The organism is Saccharopolyspora rosea (assembly GCF_025643595.1).
GTDB lineage: Bacteria > Actinomycetota > Actinomycetes > Mycobacteriales > Pseudonocardiaceae > Saccharopolyspora > Saccharopolyspora rosea.
Window position 1 is genome coordinate 1108831 of the sequence record NZ_CP102826.1, and the last position, 16406, is coordinate 1125236.

Annotated in this window: 16 protein-coding genes and 2 tRNA genes; 11 read left to right on the forward strand and 7 right to left on the reverse strand. The window is 70.9% G+C overall.

Features of this window, described 5'->3' with window-relative positions; genetic code table 11:
- Nucleotides 1-2: 2 nt before the first annotated feature.
- The 3 genes from NV263_RS05445 to NV263_RS05455 are packed head-to-tail and all read left to right on the forward strand — an operon-like array spanning nucleotide 3 to nucleotide 2556.
- Complete coding sequence (locus tag NV263_RS05445; protein WP_263251454.1) at nucleotides 3-677, forward strand: response regulator transcription factor; 675 nt, start codon at nucleotides 3-5, stop codon at nucleotides 675-677.
- Nucleotides 674-2086 carry a sensor histidine kinase gene (locus NV263_RS05450; RefSeq protein WP_263251455.1) on the forward strand — a complete coding sequence of 471 codons (1413 nt, stop codon included), beginning with the start codon at nucleotides 674-676 and terminating at the stop codon, nucleotides 2084-2086. The genes NV263_RS05445 and NV263_RS05450 overlap by 4 nt, the downstream gene beginning before the upstream one ends.
- On the forward strand, nucleotides 2083-2556 hold the full coding sequence (locus tag NV263_RS05455; RefSeq protein ID WP_263251456.1) for a hypothetical protein: 474 nt from the start codon (nucleotides 2083-2085) through the stop codon (nucleotides 2554-2556). Before NV263_RS05450 ends, NV263_RS05455 begins: the two co-directional genes overlap by 4 nt.
- On the opposite strand, the gene NV263_RS05460 is transcribed toward NV263_RS05455, so the two are convergent.
- Nucleotides 2557-3768 (reverse strand): acyltransferase family protein, encoded by a 1212-nt coding sequence (locus tag NV263_RS05460; RefSeq protein WP_263251457.1) that lies wholly within the window; start codon nucleotides 3766-3768, stop codon nucleotides 2557-2559.
- A gap of 422 nt (nucleotides 3769-4190) precedes the next feature.
- Here NV263_RS05460 and NV263_RS05465 point away from each other — a divergent pair, with 422 nt between their 5' ends.
- Nucleotides 4191-5000, forward strand: coding sequence for an Fpg/Nei family DNA glycosylase (locus NV263_RS05465; protein ID WP_263251458.1), 810 nt, complete (start codon nucleotides 4191-4193; stop codon nucleotides 4998-5000).
- Between the two features lie 19 nt (nucleotides 5001-5019).
- On the opposite strand, the gene NV263_RS05470 is transcribed toward NV263_RS05465, so the two are convergent.
- From NV263_RS05470 to NV263_RS05490, 5 genes are all read right to left on the reverse strand, one after another.
- Nucleotides 5020-5814 (reverse strand): hypothetical protein, encoded by a 795-nt coding sequence (locus NV263_RS05470; RefSeq protein WP_263251459.1) that lies wholly within the window; start codon nucleotides 5812-5814, stop codon nucleotides 5020-5022.
- Between the two features lie 73 nt (nucleotides 5815-5887).
- Nucleotides 5888-7102 carry a GNAT family N-acetyltransferase gene (locus NV263_RS05475; protein ID WP_263251460.1) on the reverse strand — a complete coding sequence of 405 codons (1215 nt, stop codon included), beginning with the start codon at nucleotides 7100-7102 and terminating at the stop codon, nucleotides 5888-5890.
- A gap of 42 nt (nucleotides 7103-7144) precedes the next feature.
- Nucleotides 7145-7771, reverse strand: coding sequence for a 2'-5' RNA ligase family protein (locus tag NV263_RS05480; RefSeq protein ID WP_263254068.1), 627 nt, complete (start codon nucleotides 7769-7771; stop codon nucleotides 7145-7147).
- 75 nt (nucleotides 7772-7846) lie between these two features.
- Entirely contained in the window at nucleotides 7847-9304 is a 1458-nt protein-coding gene (locus NV263_RS05485) for an MDR family MFS transporter (protein ID WP_263251461.1), read from the reverse strand.
- Nucleotides 9305-9556: 252 nt separating this feature from the next.
- Nucleotides 9557-9630: transfer RNA gene (locus tag NV263_RS05490), tRNA-Gly, on the reverse strand.
- 118 nt (nucleotides 9631-9748) lie between these two features.
- Here NV263_RS05490 and NV263_RS05495 point away from each other — a divergent pair.
- The 7 genes from NV263_RS05495 (at nucleotide 9749) to NV263_RS05525 (ending at nucleotide 15478) form a co-directional block, all read left to right on the forward strand.
- Nucleotides 9749-9822, forward strand: a tRNA-Pro gene (locus tag NV263_RS05495).
- Nucleotides 9823-9991: 169 nt separating this feature from the next.
- Nucleotides 9992-10207, forward strand: coding sequence for a hypothetical protein (locus NV263_RS05500; RefSeq protein ID WP_263251462.1), 216 nt, complete (start codon nucleotides 9992-9994; stop codon nucleotides 10205-10207).
- Between the two features lie 176 nt (nucleotides 10208-10383).
- Nucleotides 10384-11766 (forward strand): trigger factor, encoded by a 1383-nt coding sequence (gene tig / locus NV263_RS05505; protein WP_263251463.1) that lies wholly within the window; start codon nucleotides 10384-10386, stop codon nucleotides 11764-11766.
- 252 nt (nucleotides 11767-12018) lie between these two features.
- Entirely contained in the window at nucleotides 12019-12597 is a 579-nt protein-coding gene (locus tag NV263_RS05510) for a ClpP family protease (RefSeq protein WP_263254070.1), read from the forward strand.
- Between the two features lie 39 nt (nucleotides 12598-12636).
- On the forward strand, nucleotides 12637-13269 hold the full coding sequence (locus NV263_RS05515; protein WP_263251464.1) for an ATP-dependent Clp protease proteolytic subunit: 633 nt from the start codon (nucleotides 12637-12639) through the stop codon (nucleotides 13267-13269).
- Between the two features lie 210 nt (nucleotides 13270-13479).
- Nucleotides 13480-14760 carry an ATP-dependent Clp protease ATP-binding subunit ClpX gene (gene clpX / locus NV263_RS05520; protein WP_263251465.1) on the forward strand — a complete coding sequence of 427 codons (1281 nt, stop codon included), beginning with the start codon at nucleotides 13480-13482 and terminating at the stop codon, nucleotides 14758-14760.
- A gap of 79 nt (nucleotides 14761-14839) precedes the next feature.
- The gene (locus tag NV263_RS05525) at nucleotides 14840-15478 is read left to right on the forward strand and encodes an RBBP9/YdeN family alpha/beta hydrolase (protein ID WP_263251466.1); all 639 of its coding nucleotides are present in this window, start codon (nucleotides 14840-14842) and stop codon (nucleotides 15476-15478) included.
- Between the two features lie 4 nt (nucleotides 15479-15482).
- Here the strand turns inward: NV263_RS05525 and NV263_RS05530 are convergent, their stop codons facing one another.
- Nucleotides 15483-16355, reverse strand: coding sequence for an alpha/beta hydrolase (locus NV263_RS05530; RefSeq protein WP_263251467.1), 873 nt, complete (start codon nucleotides 16353-16355; stop codon nucleotides 15483-15485).
- Between the last annotated feature and the right edge of the window lie 51 nt (nucleotides 16356-16406).

Genomic DNA, 16406 nt, shown 5'->3' on the forward strand with positions numbered 1-16406 from the left:
ACGTGGCGCAGATACTGCTGATCGAAGACGATCCCCTGGTCCGGCGGGGGATGCAGCTCGCCCTGAGCAGGCACGGTCACGACGTCCGCGTCGCGGACACCGGTGAGGACGGGCTGGACGAGTTCCGCGCGTCCACACCCGACCTGGTGGTGCTCGACCTGATGCTGCCGGGAGTGGACGGGTTCGAGGTGTGCCGCCGCATTCGGGCCGCCGGCCAGGTGCCGGTGATCATGCTGACGGCGCGCGGTGACGACTTCGACGTTGTCGGCGGCCTGGAGGCCGGTGCGGACGACTACGTCGTCAAGCCGGTGCAGCCCACCGTGCTCGACGCCCGGATTCGCGCGGTGCTGCGCCGCGGCACGAGCACTCCGGACGGGGTGCGGGTGCACCGCGACCTGCGCATCGACACCTCCGCGCTCACGGTGACGTTGCGCGACGAACCGGTGATGCTGACCCCGACCGAACTGCGGCTGCTGCTGACGCTCTCGCGCGCTCCCGGCCGGGTGTTCAGTCGGCAGCAACTGTTGGAGGAGGTGTGGGAGCACGACTACCTCGGTGACTCCCGGCTGGTCGACAACTGCGTGCAGCGGCTGCGGGCGAAGATCGAGGACACTCCGGCGTCCCCGGAGTACGTGCAGACCGTGCGCGGCTTCGGCTACCGGTTCGGGCGGGTATGACCTGGCGGTGGTGGCCGCGGGGGCTGCGGGCCCGGCTGCTGGTCGCCTTCGCGCTGGTGACCGTGCTCGGTGCCGTCGCGGCGGCGTGGTCGAGCGCCGGAACCGCGAGCAACGCCCTGGTCACCTCCACCCAGCAGCGGCTCATCGAGACCGTCCTCGGTCAGATCGGCCCGATCGCTCCCCAGTTGACCTACCCGCCGGACCAGGAGGCGCTCGACCGGCTGCGCGCGGCGGTCGGTCCGGACACGCTGGTGACCTACCGAGACCTGCGGTCCGCGGACGGCGCCGGGGCCGACCTGGTCACCGACGAGCTGCGCACCGCCGTGCGCGCCCAGCACCGGCTCGTCACGCAGCGGATCATCGCGGACGGCAGGCCGTGGCTGCTGGTCGGCACGCCGATCATGATCACCGCACCGGATGGCGCCCGCACCCCGTCCGGCATCGAGGTGTATTCCGCGCGGGACCTCACCGATGTGGAGCAGCAGATCGACGGCCTGGCCCGGTACGCGGTCATCACCGCCGCACTGGCGTTGCCGCTGGCGGTGGTGGTGGCGCTGCTGGCGGCGGGCAGCGTGCTGCGCCCGGTGCGCGAGCTCCGTGACACCGCGCGTCGGCTGGCCGCCGGTGAGCTCGACGCGCGGTCGTCGCCCCAGGGGGCCGACGAGCTGGCCGAACTGACCGCCACGGTCAACGAGATGGCCGAGTCGTTGCAGACGTCGATGGCGACGATGCGGCAGATGCAGGCCGATGCCCGCCGGTTCGCCGCGGACGTCTCGCACGAGCTGCGCACCCCGCTCAGCACGCTGACGGCGGTGGTGGAGGTGATGGCGACCGCCGCCGACGGGATGGAACCCGACGCCCAGGAGTCCGCGCAGCTGGCGATCACCGAAACCCAACGGCTGGTCCGGCTCGTGGACGATCTGATGGAGGTCTCCCGTTTCGACGCCGGTACCGCCCAGCTGCGGATGGAGGAGATCGACGTGGTCGGCGCGGTGCGGGACTGCCTGCGTGCCCGTGGCTGGCTGGACCAGGTCGATCTGGTGGCGCCGGACGAGGTGCGGCTGCGGTTGGACCAGCGTCGGCTGGACGTCATCGTGGCCAATCTGGTCGGCAACGCGCTGCGGCACGGTGCGCGGCCGGTGCGCGTGCACCTCTCGGTCTCGCGGGAGGACGTGCGGATCGAGGTCACCGACAGCGGACCGGGCCTGCCCGAGCAGGTGCTGCCGCACGTGTTCGACCGGTTCTACAAAGCCGACGCCGCCCGCACCCGCACGCCCGGCAGCGGGCTGGGGCTGGCGATCGCGCTGGAGAACGCCCGGCTGCACGGGGGCGATCTCAGCGCAGGCAACGCCGAGGGTGGCGGTGCGCGGTTCGTGGTGCGGTTGCCGAGGAATCCGGAGGACCTGTGAAGCGGATCTGGTTGGTGGTGGGGTTGGCGCTGCTCGCCGGATGCGGCGTCCAGCCCTCCGGGGTCACCGACGGTGGCGAGGCTCCGACTGGCGTGGCGCCGGGAGTGACGCTGTACTTCGTCAACGCCCGAGGAGAGCTGCGGCCGGACCTGCGGCGGACCGAACGGCTCGGTACGATCTCCGATTCGCTGTCGCTGCTGCTGTTGGGACCCGGTGCTTCCGGCCTGCACACGGAGATCGCGCCGAGCGAGCCACCCAGGGTCATCGTGGTCACCACGCCGGGCGTGATCCGGCTCGGCGTGCCGTTCACGGCCGACGAGGTGACCCCGCTGGGCATCGACCAGCTGGTGTGCACGGCGCTGGGTGTGCACGTGCAGAGCGGTGGGTCGCGACGCACCAGGGTGCAGGTCAGTTTCGTTCAGCCCACCCCCGAGTCCGATGAGCTGCGCACCTGCCCGCTGATCCGGTGATCAGTCCAGCGTGCTGAGGTCGATGGTCGGGGCTGGTGCGGGCAGCGCCAGCCAGAGCACGGCGAGGCCGACCATGAGCGCGGCGAACGCGACCAGGCCGCTGCGCCCCCTGGCCCACCCGGCGCGGAAGCGGATCGGGTTCTCCACCAGGTACGTGCTCAGCGCGGCCAGACCGATCGACACGGCGCACACCAGCAGGGTCCACAGCACCTCGCCCAGCCCTGCCAGCAGCGGCCGGAGCAGCACGATGACCGGCCAGTGCCACAGGTACAGGCTGTAGGAGATCAGCCCCAACCAGCGCAGCGGCCGCCAGGACAGGACGGTGCCGACCAGCGTGCCCGGCGTGTGCGCACACAGCCTGACCAGTAGTGCGGCGGCCAGCGAGTGCGCGAAGAGTCCGCCGGTGAACAGCCACCACGAGTCCACCCCGTCGACGAGGAACCACGCCGTGCCGATCCCGACCACCAGCAGTGCCAGCACGGTCCCCGCCGATCGGCCGACGAGACGGGCCAGCGCGTCGCGCACCGGTCGGGTGGCGACCAGCGCGCCCAGCAGCAGCGAGAACGCCCTGGTGTCGGTGCCGGTGTACACCCGGGTCGAATCCGCCGGGTCGGCGAGCGCGATCATCAGCCCCAGCGAACCGACGGAGGCCAGGACCGCGACCACCGCGACCCGGTGCCCCACGCGCGGACCGCTCCGCGCGAGGACCGCCACGAGCACCGGCCACACCAGGTAGAACTGCTCCTCGACCGCGATGCTCCACAGGTGCTCGAAGACGCGGTCCGCCCCGAACCGGTCCCAGTAGCTCGCCGATTCGGCGAGCAGGTGCCAGTTGACCAGGTTCAGCTGCACCCACGGGCCGTCCGCGAGCGTCGTCCGCACCATGTCCGGCGCACCCACTGCCCAGACGACCAGCGTGACTCCGGCCAGCACGATCGCCAGTGCGGGCAGCAACCGGCGGATTCGCCGTCCCCAGAAGGCGACCAGCGACACCGTCCCGGTCGCCTCGACCTCCCGCAGCAGCAAGTCGGTGATGAGATAGCCGGACAGCGCGAAGAACAGGTCCACCCCGAGGAAACCACCGGACAGGTGTCCAGTGTGGAACAGCAACACCCCGAGGATCGAGACACCCCGCAACCCGTCCACGGCGGGCAGGTGCGTCCGTCTCCCGGAGGTGGCCCCGACGTCGTTGATGGCCTGAACACGAGTCATGGCACCGACTTTCCCGCCCGAACGTCCGCATGCCGTCCACACCATGTCGCGGTCCTGTCGCGACGACCACGGCACAGCGCCCGCCCACCGGGCGGAATCCCCGTGCGCTGGGGGCGTGGGGCCGGCACGGCGGCGACGACGTGGCCCCGGACCCGCCGTCACGCACCGGTCGGCCGGTCAGTCGGCGGCGGGGGGGCTTCAGCGGCGTGCCTCGCTGTGCAGCCTCGGCATTGAGCGTGGCGACATCGGCGGGATCGGGATTCCGCAGCGTGATATTTCCCGGATGACCGGGAATTTTCCGTATTCCCCTGGAGGGTGCAGATCGCGCCCGGGGGAGCAGGCATACTCGGGCGCGATGCGTGGCGCGAGGATTTTCGGTGCCGGGATCACCGGGTTGCGAGACAGCGCTTAGGACGGAGGACATGCCCGAAGGTCACACCCTGCACCGGCTCGCCCGGCTGCACCAGCACCGCTACGCGGGCGCCCGGGTCCGGGTGGCCAGCCCGCAGGGGCGCTTCGCCGCCAGCGCGTCCGTTGTGGACGGAGCGGTGCTGGAGCGGGCGGAGGCGCACGGCAAGCACCTGTTCCACTTCTACGGCCCGGACCGCGTCGTGCACGTGCACCTCGGTCTGTACGGCACGTTCACCGAGGCGGAACTGCCGGTGGCCGAACCGCGCGGCCAGGTCCGGATGCGGGTGGTCGGTGGCACCCACTGGACCGACCTGCGCGGGCCGACCGCGTGCGAACTGCTCACCGACGTCGAGGTCGCCGCGCTGCGCGACCGGCTCGGCCCCGATCCGCTGCGCTCCGACGCCGATCCGGACCGCGCCTGGCGGCGGATCTCCCGCTCCCGCACGAGCATCGCCGCGCTGCTGATGGACCAGAAGGTGCTGGCCGGGGTCGGCAACGTCTACCGCGCCGAAGTCCTGTTCCGGCACGGCGTCCCGCCGCGCACTCCCGGCCGGGAACTCGGCGCCGACCGCTGGGAACGCATCTGGACCGACCTGGTCGAACTGATGGCCGACGGGGTGCGCGTCGGCCGCATCGACACCGTGCGACCCGAGCACACCCCGGAGGCGACCGGCCGGGCGCCCCGCCAGGACCGCCACGGCGGTGAGGTCTACGTCTACCGCCGGGCCGGGCAGCCGTGCCTGCTGTGCGGCACCGAGGTCGCCACCGCCGACCTCTCCGGCCGCAAGCTCTACTGGTGCCCCACCTGCCAGCCGGGCTGACGCCGGGCGGGCGGGCGGGTCAGACGTCCATGTCCCCCATGTCGAAGTCGCCGAGGCCGCCGAAGTCCCCGAAGCCCGGATCGCCGCCGTCGAACCCGCCCCCGTCGAAGCCACCGTGGTCGAACCCGCCCCCGTCGAAGCCACCGCCGTCGAACCCGTCGGCGGCGAGACCGTCGTGCAGGCCGTCCGCGTACGCTGCCTCCGGGACGCCGGACATCCCGCCGAACAGCGCGTCCATCAGCAGGAACGAGCCGACGCCCCAGGCGCCGCCGATCAGCGCGGGCTTCCACCAGGGCTGGCTGTACCAGCCCTGCGGCACCGGGCGACCGGCGACCGTGCCACCGGGGTAGTAGTGCGGCGTTTCCTCGGTCGGGTTCGGCGAGGCCACCTGCCGCTGCCCCTCCACGTCGACCTCGCGGTACTCGGTGACGCGGCCCGCGCCGCGCTGGCCGTTGAGGTCGGGCAGCTCGGGACCGGGGTCCATGCCCATCGCCTCGCGCGCGGCCCGCACGTAGTAGAGCCCTTCCAGCGCGGTCTCGGTCGTCAGCCGGCACTGCTTGGCGGTGGTGGCCTGGTCCAGCTGCGAGGCGGCGGCGTTGTGCCGCTCGGACGCGTCGGCGAGCGCCTGCTTCGCGGCGTCGTTGCTGCCGACGAGGTTGAGCACCTGACCGCCGAGTCGTTCCACCCAGCGCCGCGCCTCGGCCTTGGCGTCGTCGAGGTCGGACTGCTGGGCGGCGCCCTGCTGCTGCTTGCTCCACAGCAGCACGCCGATGATCACGACGACCGCGATCACGATGACGACCAGTGCGATCACGTCTGCCTCCTCGCCCGCACCTGGCACCTGTCTGCTTCAGACATTACCCGTCCGGTCGCGGGCGGTGACGGCGTCAGAAGCCCTCCGGGCAGTGCGGGGCGGTGTCGGTGGCGAAGGCGCGCGACGCCGCCCGCAGCGCACCGGGTTCGAGTTCGGCGACCCGACCAGCGCGGGCCAACTGGACGAGCGTGTTCCCGCCGAGGTGTACGGCGCCGAGGTCGGCGACGTCGAGGCGCAGGTGCGGTTCCGCGGTGGAGCGGGTGACCTCGGCGCCCCCGGAGGAGTCGGCCCGCAGCCGCCACCGCCCGGCGTTCCACGGGCAGAAGGCGTCGGTCACGTCCAGGACCACGTCCACCGGCGCGGAGTACCGGCGCGCCGCCAGCGCCCGGTCCACGTCCACCAGCCGGACCCACAGCCCGTCCACGACCTGCCGCGCCGCCGCGCGCGGGTCCGCGAGCATGGTCACCACCGGCTCGTCGACCGCGGCCTTGTCCCACCGGACCTCGGCGACGAGGTCGATGTCCAACAGGTACCGCCAGAGCGCGGCGTAGGCCCGCGGGGTCTTCGCGGCGAGGTCCTGGACGTGCAGCCGGTAGGCGGGCCCGCGCACCGTCCACTCCGGCTTCGCCCGGTAGAGCGCGTAACCGTCGGGGTGCACGGCGCAGCGCACGCCGCCCTCGCCGTCCCGCGCGGGCCGCTCCAGGATCCGCACCCGCCAGGACCCGTCCGCGCGGGACAGCCATCCGACGCGCCGCGCGGCCACCTCGGGGTGGCACCGCTCGACGACCTCCGGCGCGGCGTCGGCACCGACCTCCCGCACCGGCCGCTCGTCGACCTCCACAGTGGACAGGAACCGGGCGCCGCGCGGCAGCACCAGGTGCGCTTCCGAAGTCGCCGCGCCGTAACCGAAGCGCCCGTAGATCGAGCCCTCGGACGCGTACAGCGCGGCGATCGGCGCGACGCGCTGTTCGTGGAGCACGTCGAGCTGCCGCCGCATCAGCGCGGTCAGCACGCCGCGTCGCCGGTGCCCCGGCTTGACGCCCACGGCGGTCACCGCGGCCACCGGGCAGGGCACCTCGCCGGGCACCGTGATGTCGACGTCGAGCCTGGTCGCCGCGCCGATCATCTCGGCACCGTCGAACGTGCCGTGCGAGCGCGCCGGTTCGAAGATCGCGCGGAAGCGCTGCTCCGCCGGATCCTGCTCGTCGTGCAGGAAGGCGCCCACCGACACCGCCATGAACGCGTCGGTGTCGGAGGCGCCGAGTTCCCGCGTGGTGAGATCGGTCATGGTGGCTTCCTACCGCGCGGGTGGCGCGGCCGCCACGGATTTTCAGCCGCCGAACGGGATCTCGGCCAGCGTCTCCCACTCCGGGCACGAGTGGTCGCGGCTGAGCTTCACCAGCGACAGCGCCGGGACCCGGGCCGTGGTCGGCTCGACGGTGGTGGCGCCGAGCGTGGCCACGGCGAAGATCGCCGGTCCGTCCGTGGTGGAGTGCGCGAGGCTGACGTGCCGGTCGATGTCCTCCGGCTCCGGCGGCAGCGCCGACTCGCCGAGCACGGACGCGGTCGCGTCGCGCATCGACGTGCGCAGTTCGAGCACGGCCGACTGCGGTTCGGCGGGCAGCGACAGCGCTTCCGGCAGCACGACCGCGTGGTGGAACGCCAACGTCAGCGGTGCCGTGCCGGACAACCGGTCACGCGCGGCGTCGGCGAGCGGTTCCAGGGTGGACTCGTCGATCTCGTCGGTGAAACCGATCTCCTGCACCAGGATGTGCATCCACTCCAGCGGGACGAGGTCGAAACCCGGCAGGTCCCGCAGGGCGTACTGGTAGTCGTTCACCAGCTGGCGCAGTCCGGGCTGGTCGGCGAGCGACAGCAGCCACGCGTAGCCGGAGCGTCCGGCGTGCCAGCCGGCACGCCAGCGGGCGTGGTTGCGGACCTGGTCGGCGTGCGGCATGTCGGTCACCCCACACATCTTGCCCCGAGGTGTCCGCGAGTGGGGGGAGCTTGAGCTATCTCACCCCGGCCGCGTTCACCCGGCGTCGATCGGCTGCGGTGCGCGCTCGCGGTGCGCGCCGTCGAGCGTGGGCGCGGCGTCCGCGTCGCGCACCCGCGTGGTCAGCGCCAGGCCGAGCAACGCGAACAGCACGGCGGTCAGGAACGCGCCGTGGTAACCGCCCATCTGCGCGGCGACCACCTGCCCCGGCACCGATTGATCCACAGTGGACATCGCGTGCGAGGTGGCCACGACCAGCACGGTGGCCACGATCGCGGTGCCCAGCGCGGTGGCCACCTGCCTGCTGACGTTGAACATCGAGCTGGCCTGGCCCATCTGGGCGGGTTCGACGCGGGCGAACGTGGCCGTCTGCAACGGCGTCATCAGCAGCCCCATCGCGGCGCCCTGCACGACCAGCAGCCCCACCAGGAACCACAGCGAACTGCCGGCCCCGATGAGCTGGAGCGCCGCCGCCACGCACAGCTGCACCGCGAAACCCGCCAGCAGCAACCGTTTCGGCCCCACCCGGCCGTAGACCCGGCTGACCACCTGCGTGACCGCGAGCATGCTCATCGCCTGCGGCATCAGCACGAGACCGGCCTGCATCGGCGACACGCCGCGCAGGTCCTGCAGGTACAGCGGGAGGAGGAACAGCACGCCGAACATCGCCGCGGTCTGGCACAGCAGCAGCGCGTTGCCGGTGCCGAACAGGCGTCCACCCAGCAGCCGCAGGTCCAGCATCGGCTCGGCGACCCGCAGTTCCCGCCACACCAGGCCGGACACCAGCAGCACGGCGGCGGCCAGGCTGCCGCACACCTCCGGCCGCGTCCAGCCCAGCTGCGCGCCCTGGTCCAGTCCGAACAGCAGCGCCGCCAGGCCGGCACCGGCCAGCACGAACCCGGGCAGGTCGAAGCGACCGGGGTGGTCGCGCCGCTCCTCCCGGAGGAACAGCACGGTGAACAGCAGCGTCAGCGCGCCCACCGGCACGTTGATGAAGAAGATCCAGCGCCACGAGGCGTATTCGACGAGCACGCCACCGAGCACCGGGCCCAGCGTGGGCGCGATGGTGATCGGGATCGACAGCACCGCACCGGCTTTCGCGCGCTCGTGCGCGGGGAACGCGCGGAACAACATCGCCTGGCCGACCGGGACGAGCATGCCGCCGCCCACGCCCTGCAACACGCGCGCGGCCACCAGCATCCACATCTCGCTCGCCATGCCGCACAGCACCGACGCGACGGTGAACACGACCACGGCGAACTGGAAGGTGCGCTTGCTGCCGAACCGGTCCGCGATCCACCCGGAGGACGGGATGAACACCGCGAGGCTGATCATGTAGCCGGTCAGCACCCACTGGAGCGTCGCCGCGCCCACCCCGAACTCCCGCCCCAGCGTCGCCAGCGCGACGTTGAGGATCGTGATGTCCAGGATCTGCATGATCAGGCCGAGCACGAAGGTGATCCCGACCAGCCACTTGTATTCGAGTCGGAACACCGCACTCCCCCAGTCGTCGTGGTCACCTCGCTCGCCAGCGTCGCGCACCCCACCGACAACGGCCAACGGCTTTTTATTCCCAGTTGCCGCCCGCCGCTGTCGTCCTGCGCCTCCCCGCCACCACTCTCGTGGGGGCGCTTGCGCGCACGCGGCACGGAGGGGCGACGCGTCGTCGTCCCCACCGGATGCCCGGATACCGGGTGGGACACGCGGAAAGGCCCGTGTCCGCGGGTGCGGGCACGGGCCTCGACGTGGAGCGGGCGACGGGAATCGAACCCGCGTAGCCAGTTTGGAAGACTGGGGCTCTACCATTGAGCTACGCCCGCACATCTGGTCGAACCCCCGTCCACCAGTCCGGAGGTTGACCTTGCGTGCCCCAGCTTAACGGGTCGCGATAGGCTCTCCGCAACGCACCCGGGGGAAACCGGGTGTTCGCACGTCGGACGGGGTGTGGCGCAGTTTGGTAGCGCACTCGCTTTGGGTGCGAGGGGTCGTGGGTTCAAATCCCGCCACCCCGACGTCGTGACCGGCCGCTCGCCATCGGTGGGCGGCCGGTTCTGCTTCCGCCGCCCGATCCGCCACCACAGCGCTCGCGGCGCCTCGCGGACCCCGACCGAGGAGTGATTCACGTCGCCGTGCCGCCTGGCGCGGGGTAACGGCGGCGCGGACGGGGCCGATTCCCCGGTCGTGCACCAGGGGAGTCTCGCTCGACGCCGCGTCCGCGTTCCCGCGGCCGTGGTGGTCTGCGCGGTGCTGGGGGCGGTCGTGGTCGCCTTGATCGGCGTGTCGTTGTTCGTGCCGAGCCCGGCCCCGCAGATCTCGGCGCCACCGGACAGCATCGTCACCGCGGTGACGCCGACCTCGCTCACCTCCGTGGCCGGGCCCGCGTTGGCCGGGCGCTGAGCACCGCCGCGCACGGTGCCGCACGAGCCGTCGGGAGGTTTCGCGGCAACCCCGGGCCAGGTACTCACGGTGCAAGCAATAGACTCGGAGGTCAGCCCGGCATCGAGGGCGTGGTGCGGCAGCCGCGCCCGATGAGGCAGCGCCGGGAGTCAAGCACGTTCGCACTAGGAGACCACGTGAAGAGCACCGTCGAGCACCTGAGCCCGACGCGCGTCCGGATCAACGTCGAGGTGCCGTTCGACGAGCTCAAGCCGAACTTCGACCGCGCGTACAAGGCACTCGCCCAGCAGGTCCGCATCCCCGGCTTCCGCCCGGGCAAGGTCCCTGCGCGGGTGTTGGAGAGCCGCATCGGTCGTGGCCCCGTGCTCGACGAGGTCGTCAACGAAGCGGTTCCGGACAAGTACCTCGAAGCGGTCCGCAGCAGCGAGGTCCAGACCCTGGGCCGTCCGGACATCGAGGTGACCAAGATCGAGGACGGTGCGGAGATCGCCTTCACCGCCGAGGTCGACGTCCGCCCCGAGATCACCGTGCCCGCCTTCGGCGAGCTGTCGGTCAGCGTCGACGACGTCGAGGTCACCGAGGAGGAGGTGACCGAGCAGCTCGACTCGCTGCGCGCTCGCTTCGGCACCCTCACCGGCGTCGACCGCCCGGCGCAGCAGGGCGACTTCGTCAGCATCGACCTGTCGGCCACGGTGGATGGCCAGGAGGTCGAGGACGCCCAGACCAGCGGCCTGTCGTACGAGATCGGGTCCGGCCAGCTCGTCGAGGGCATCGACGACGCGCTGATCGGCGCGAGCGAGGGCGAGACCAAGACGTTCACCACCAGGCTCGTCGCCGGTGAGCACGCCGGCAAGGACGCCGAGGTGACCGTCAAGCTCAACTCGGTCAAGGAGCGCCAGCTGCCGGAGGCCGACGACGAGTTCGCGCAGATGGCCAGCGAGTTCGACACCGTCGAGGAGCTGACGAACGACCTGCGCGAGCGGCTCGGCCGGGTCAAGCGGATGCAGCAGGGCATGCAGGCCCGGGACAAGATCCTGGACGCGCTGCTGGAGACCACCGAGGTCCCGCTTCCGGAAAAGGTCGTCGAGTCCGAGATCGAGGTGCGCAAGCACGACGCGGTGCACCCGTTCGAGCACGACGAGGCTCGCTTCGAGGAGTGGCTGGAGCAGCAGGGCAAGACCCGCGAGGAGTTCGACACCGAGACCCGCGAGGAGGCCGAGAAGGCGGTCAAGACCCAGCTGGTGCTGGACACGATCGCCGACGCCGAGCAGGTCACCGTCTCGGACAACGAGCTCACCGAGCGGATCATCTACCAGGCGCAGCGGTTCGGGATGAGCCCGGACCAGTTCGTCCAGCAGGCCCAGCAGTCCGGCCAGCTCGGCGCCCTCTACGCCGACGTGCGGCGCAGCAAGGCGCTGTTCTCGGTCGTGCGGGAGGCCACCGTCACCGACGAGGCCGGCAACGCCCTGGACCTGGACGAGCTGTTCGGCACCCAGGAGGAGCAGGGCGAGCCGGAGGAGCAGGCCGAGCAGCCCGTCGAGGCCGCCAAGGCCGAGTGAGCTCCCGGCTGCGGGACAAGTCAACAAGCAAGCTCTGAGCGAACGTGGGCGGTACTGGGAAGCTGGTGCCGCCCACTTTCGTTAGGGTCGGTCGTAGCGGATCACCCGAGGGGGAAAACCCCACATCAACCCGGGCGCCGACCGGGTCCATTGTGGAGAGGACCCCGACGGTGGAAGAGCCCATTGTGGAGAAGGCGGGGAGACGTGACGCAGCACGTGACTGTTCCGGCGTCCGACGCTGGGTCGCTGTCCATGCGGACGGGGACGAACGGGCTGAATCTGACGGATTCGGTGTACGAGCGGTTGTTGCGGGAGCGCATCATCGTGCTCGGGACGCAGGTTGAGGAGACGATCGCGAACCAGATCTGTTCGCAGCTGTTGTTGTTGGCGGCGGAGGATCCGGATCGGGATATTTCGTTGTACATCAACTCGCCGGGTGGTTCGGTGACGGCGGGTATGGCGATTTACGACACGATGCAGCTGGTCAAGCCGGATGTGGCGACGGTGGCGATGGGGATGGCTGCGTCGATGGGTCAGTTCTTGTTGTCGGCGGGGGCGAAGGGGAAGCGGTTCGCGTTGCCGCATGCGCGGATCATGATGCACCAGCCCTCGGCCGGTCTCGGCGGCACCGCCGCCGACATCGCGATCCAGGCCAAGATGTTCTCCAAGCACAAGCAGGAGATGGCCGAGCTGATCGCCGGCCAGACCGGCAAGTCGGTGGAGACGATCATGTCCGACTTCGACCGGGACCGCTGGTTCACCGCCGAGGAGGCCCGCGAGTACGGCTTCGTGGACCACATCGCGAGCGCGGCGAACCTGCCGAGCAGCTGATCAACCGGTCCGCCACCTAGTTACGAGGAGTCATCCGCCGTGAGCTCGTTCCAGCCCTTGCAGTCCCGGTACGTGTTGCCGTCGTTCGTCGAGCGCACTGCGTACGGGGTCAAGGAGTCCAACCCGTACAACAAGTTGTTCGAGGAGCGGATCGTCTTCCTGGGCGTCCAGGTCGACGACGCCTCGGCCAACGACATCATGGCGCAGCTGCTGTTCCTGGAGTCCGACGACCCGGACCGCGAGATCGCGATGTACATCAATTCGCCCGGTGGGTCGTTCACCGCCATGATGGCCATCTACGACACCATCCAGTACGTCCGTCCGGACGTGCGCACCATCTGCCTCGGCCAGGCGGCCTCGGCCGCGGCGGTGCTGCTCGCCGCGGGCACCAAGGGCAAGCGCCAGGCGCTGCCGAACTCCCGGGTGCTCATCCACCAGCCGGCCATCGAGGGCGTGTACGGCCAGGTCTCCGACCTGGAGATCCAGGCCAACGAGATCCAGCGGATGCGCGAGCTGATGGAGACCGTCCTGTCCAAGCACACCAGCCGGTCCGCGGAGCAGGTCCGCGAGGACATCGACCGGGACAAGATTCTCACTGCCGACCAGGCCGTGGAATACGGCATCATCGACGAGGTGGTGCCATACCGGAAGCTGTCGGCGCAGAAGTCCTGACAGATCCGGGACGCGACCACCGCGCGGTGGTCCGGCCGCCGCGCGGCGGCCGTCCGCGACACGCCGTGGAAGGGCGGACGTCACGCTCGGCTCGGCGGGTGGCGGACACTGTGAGTCTCCCCGAACGCGGGGAACGGCAGGTACCGTCGGAGGCACATACGGTCAGGCGCGCTACCGGACGGCGCGCCGGAGGGGACGGGGTCAGCGGTCATGGCACGTATCGGTGACGGCGGCGACCTGCTGAAGTGCTCCTTCTGCGGGAAGAGCCAGAAGCAGGTCAAGAAACTCATCGCCGGCCCCGGCGTGTACATCTGCGATGAGTGCATCGATCTCTGCAACGAGATCATCGAGGAAGAGCTGGCCGAGGCGGGCGACGTCAAGCTCGACGAGCTGCCCAAGCCGGCCGAGATCCACGAGTTCCTCGACCAGTACGTCATCGGGCAGGACGCCGCCAAGCGCAACCTGTCGGTCGCGGTGTACAACCACTACAAGCGCATCCAGGCCGGTGAGCGGCGCGAGGCCCGCGGTGAGGAGGCCGTCGAGCTCGCCAAGTCGAACATCCTGATGCTGGGCCCGACCGGCTGCGGCAAGACCTACCTGGCGCAGACGTTGGCGAAGATGCTCAACGTGCCGTTCGCGATCGCCGACGCCACCGCGCTGACGGAGGCCGGCTACGTGGGCGAGGACGTGGAGAACATCCTGCTCAAGCTCATCCAGGCCGCCGACTACGACGTCAAGCGCGCCGAGACCGGCATCATCTACATCGACGAGGTCGACAAGATCGCGCGCAAGAGCGAGAACCCGTCGATCACCCGGGACGTCTCCGGTGAGGGCGTGCAGCAGGCGCTGCTGAAGATCCTGGAGGGCACCACCGCGAGCGTGCCGCCGCAGGGCGGTCGCAAGCACCCGCACCAGGAGTTCATCCAGATCGACACCACGAACGTCCTGTTCATCGTGGCGGGCGCGTTCGCCGGTCTGGAGAAGATCGTCGAGGACCGGGTGGGCAAGCACAGCGTCGGGTTCGGCGCCGAGCTGCGGTCCAAGTCCGAGATCGACACCACCGACCACTTCGCCGACGTGATGCCCGAGGACCTGATCAAGTACGGGCTCATCCCGGAGTTCATCGGTCGGCTGCCCACCGTCGCCAGCGTCACCAACCTGGACAAGCCGTCCCTGGTGCAGATCCTCACCGAGCCGCGCAACGCCCTGGTGAAGCAGTACAAGCGGCTGTTCGAGATGGACAACGTGGAGCTGGAGTTCACCAAGACCGCGCTGGAGGCCATCGCCGACCAGGCGATCCTGCGCGGCACCGGGGCGCGCGGCCTGCGGGCCATCCTGGAGGAGGTCCTGCTCCCGGTGATGTACGACATCCCGAGCCGCTCGGACGTCGCCAAGGTGGTCATCACCGAGCAGACGGTGCGCGAGAACGTCAACCCGACCATCGTCGCCCGCCAGGCGACCCGCCGGGAACGCCGCGAGAAGTCCGCCTGAGCCTGCCGCTGCGGTCCCTCCCGGGATAGCTGATCATGTGGGGGCGGTTATCGACCCCTGCATCCCGGGAGTGACGCCCATGAGCGACATGCATGTCCTGCTGGTCCACGGCATGACGGGCGCGGGGCCCTGGCACTGGCAGCAGTGGCTCGCCGCGCAGCTGCGCGAGCGGGACGTGCGGGTCGACCTCCCCGCGTTGCCGGACTCCGACCGGCCGGCGCTGGACCGGTGGTTGCCGGTGCTGCGCGAGCGGTTGAGGGCGGTGCCGCCGGAGGCCGAGCTCGTCGTGGCCGCCCACTCCTGCGGTGTCGCCCTGTGGCTGCACCACGCCGCCACCGCCGACGGCGCCGTGCGCCGCGCCGACCGGGTGCTGCTGGTGGCGCCGCCCGCCCCGGACTGGTCGCACCCGGACGCCGCGGACCTGCTGCCGTACCCGGTGGACGCGCACGCGCTGCGCCGCGCGGCCGGGGTGACCCGGCTCGTGGTGGGCACCGGCGATCCCTACCTGGCGATGCACCGGGCGCACGGCCTCGCCGAGGCGCTGCAGGTGGAGATGGACGTCATCCTCGACGGCGGACACCTCAACACCGACGCCGGCTACGGCCCGTGGTCCGCGGTGCTCAGCTGGACCCTGTACGGTGCGGTTCCGCTGCTGGACCGCTTCGACGGCGAGCCGCACACCGCGGGACACGCGCAGTCCCGCCTCCGCCTCGTCTGACGGGTCAGCTCCGGTTGGTGGCGAGTTTGCGGCCGACGAAGTCGACCAGTTCGGGCAGCGCCTTGCGGTAGTAGCGGCTGTTGTGACCACCGGGGGAGGTGGAGGCGACCTCCGGGTGCGCGGCGGCGATGAACCTGCGGGTGCCGGTGATGAACCGGTCCTCGGTCCCGCACCACACGCCCAGCGGCACGCTGCCGAGGGAGCGGACGTGGCGCAGCGGGTCGATGGCGGCCCACGCCGCCTCGTTGGCGAATGCCCGACGCTTGTTCATCTCGGGCCAGTTGGTGATCAGCGCGGGGGAGACGACCGCGGTCGCCTTCACCGGGTTGCCGTGTTCGCGCCTGCGTCGGGTGTAGACCAGTGCGCCGAAACCGCCCATCGAGATGCCCGAGACCGCGAACGGCTGCCCGTCGCTGCCACCCAGCTCGCGTTCGGCCAGCCACCCGGGCACCTCGTCGAGCAGCATCGACATCGGGTCGTCGCCGGGCCAGCGGTGCCAGTAGCTGTTCGCCCCGCCGTCCACGGCGAGGAACGCGTACGGCGGGATGCGTCGGGAGGCCACCGAGTCCGTCAGCCAGGTGGGCAGCCCGCCGGCCGACTTGCGGGCGTCGCCGAACCGCCCGTGCAGCATCAGGCACACCGGAAGACCTTGGCGTTCAACGCCTTTCGGGAACATCGTGACGATGTTGACGGGCCGTTCGCGGGCCTGCGAGTACACCTGCTCGACCAGCACGTTGGTCTGGTCGGCGAGCGGGACGGCGTGCCGTTCGGTGTTGGTCCCGGTGTCGCCGGACAGTCCGAGGCCGACGGCGGCGGCGCCGACCACGCCGGACGTCAGAACCGTCCGCCTGCTGACCAGGCGGCGCTTGTCGGGCATCGATCCTCCAGTTGCGCATGGTCGACCCGAAGGCGCCGACCACCTGGAATC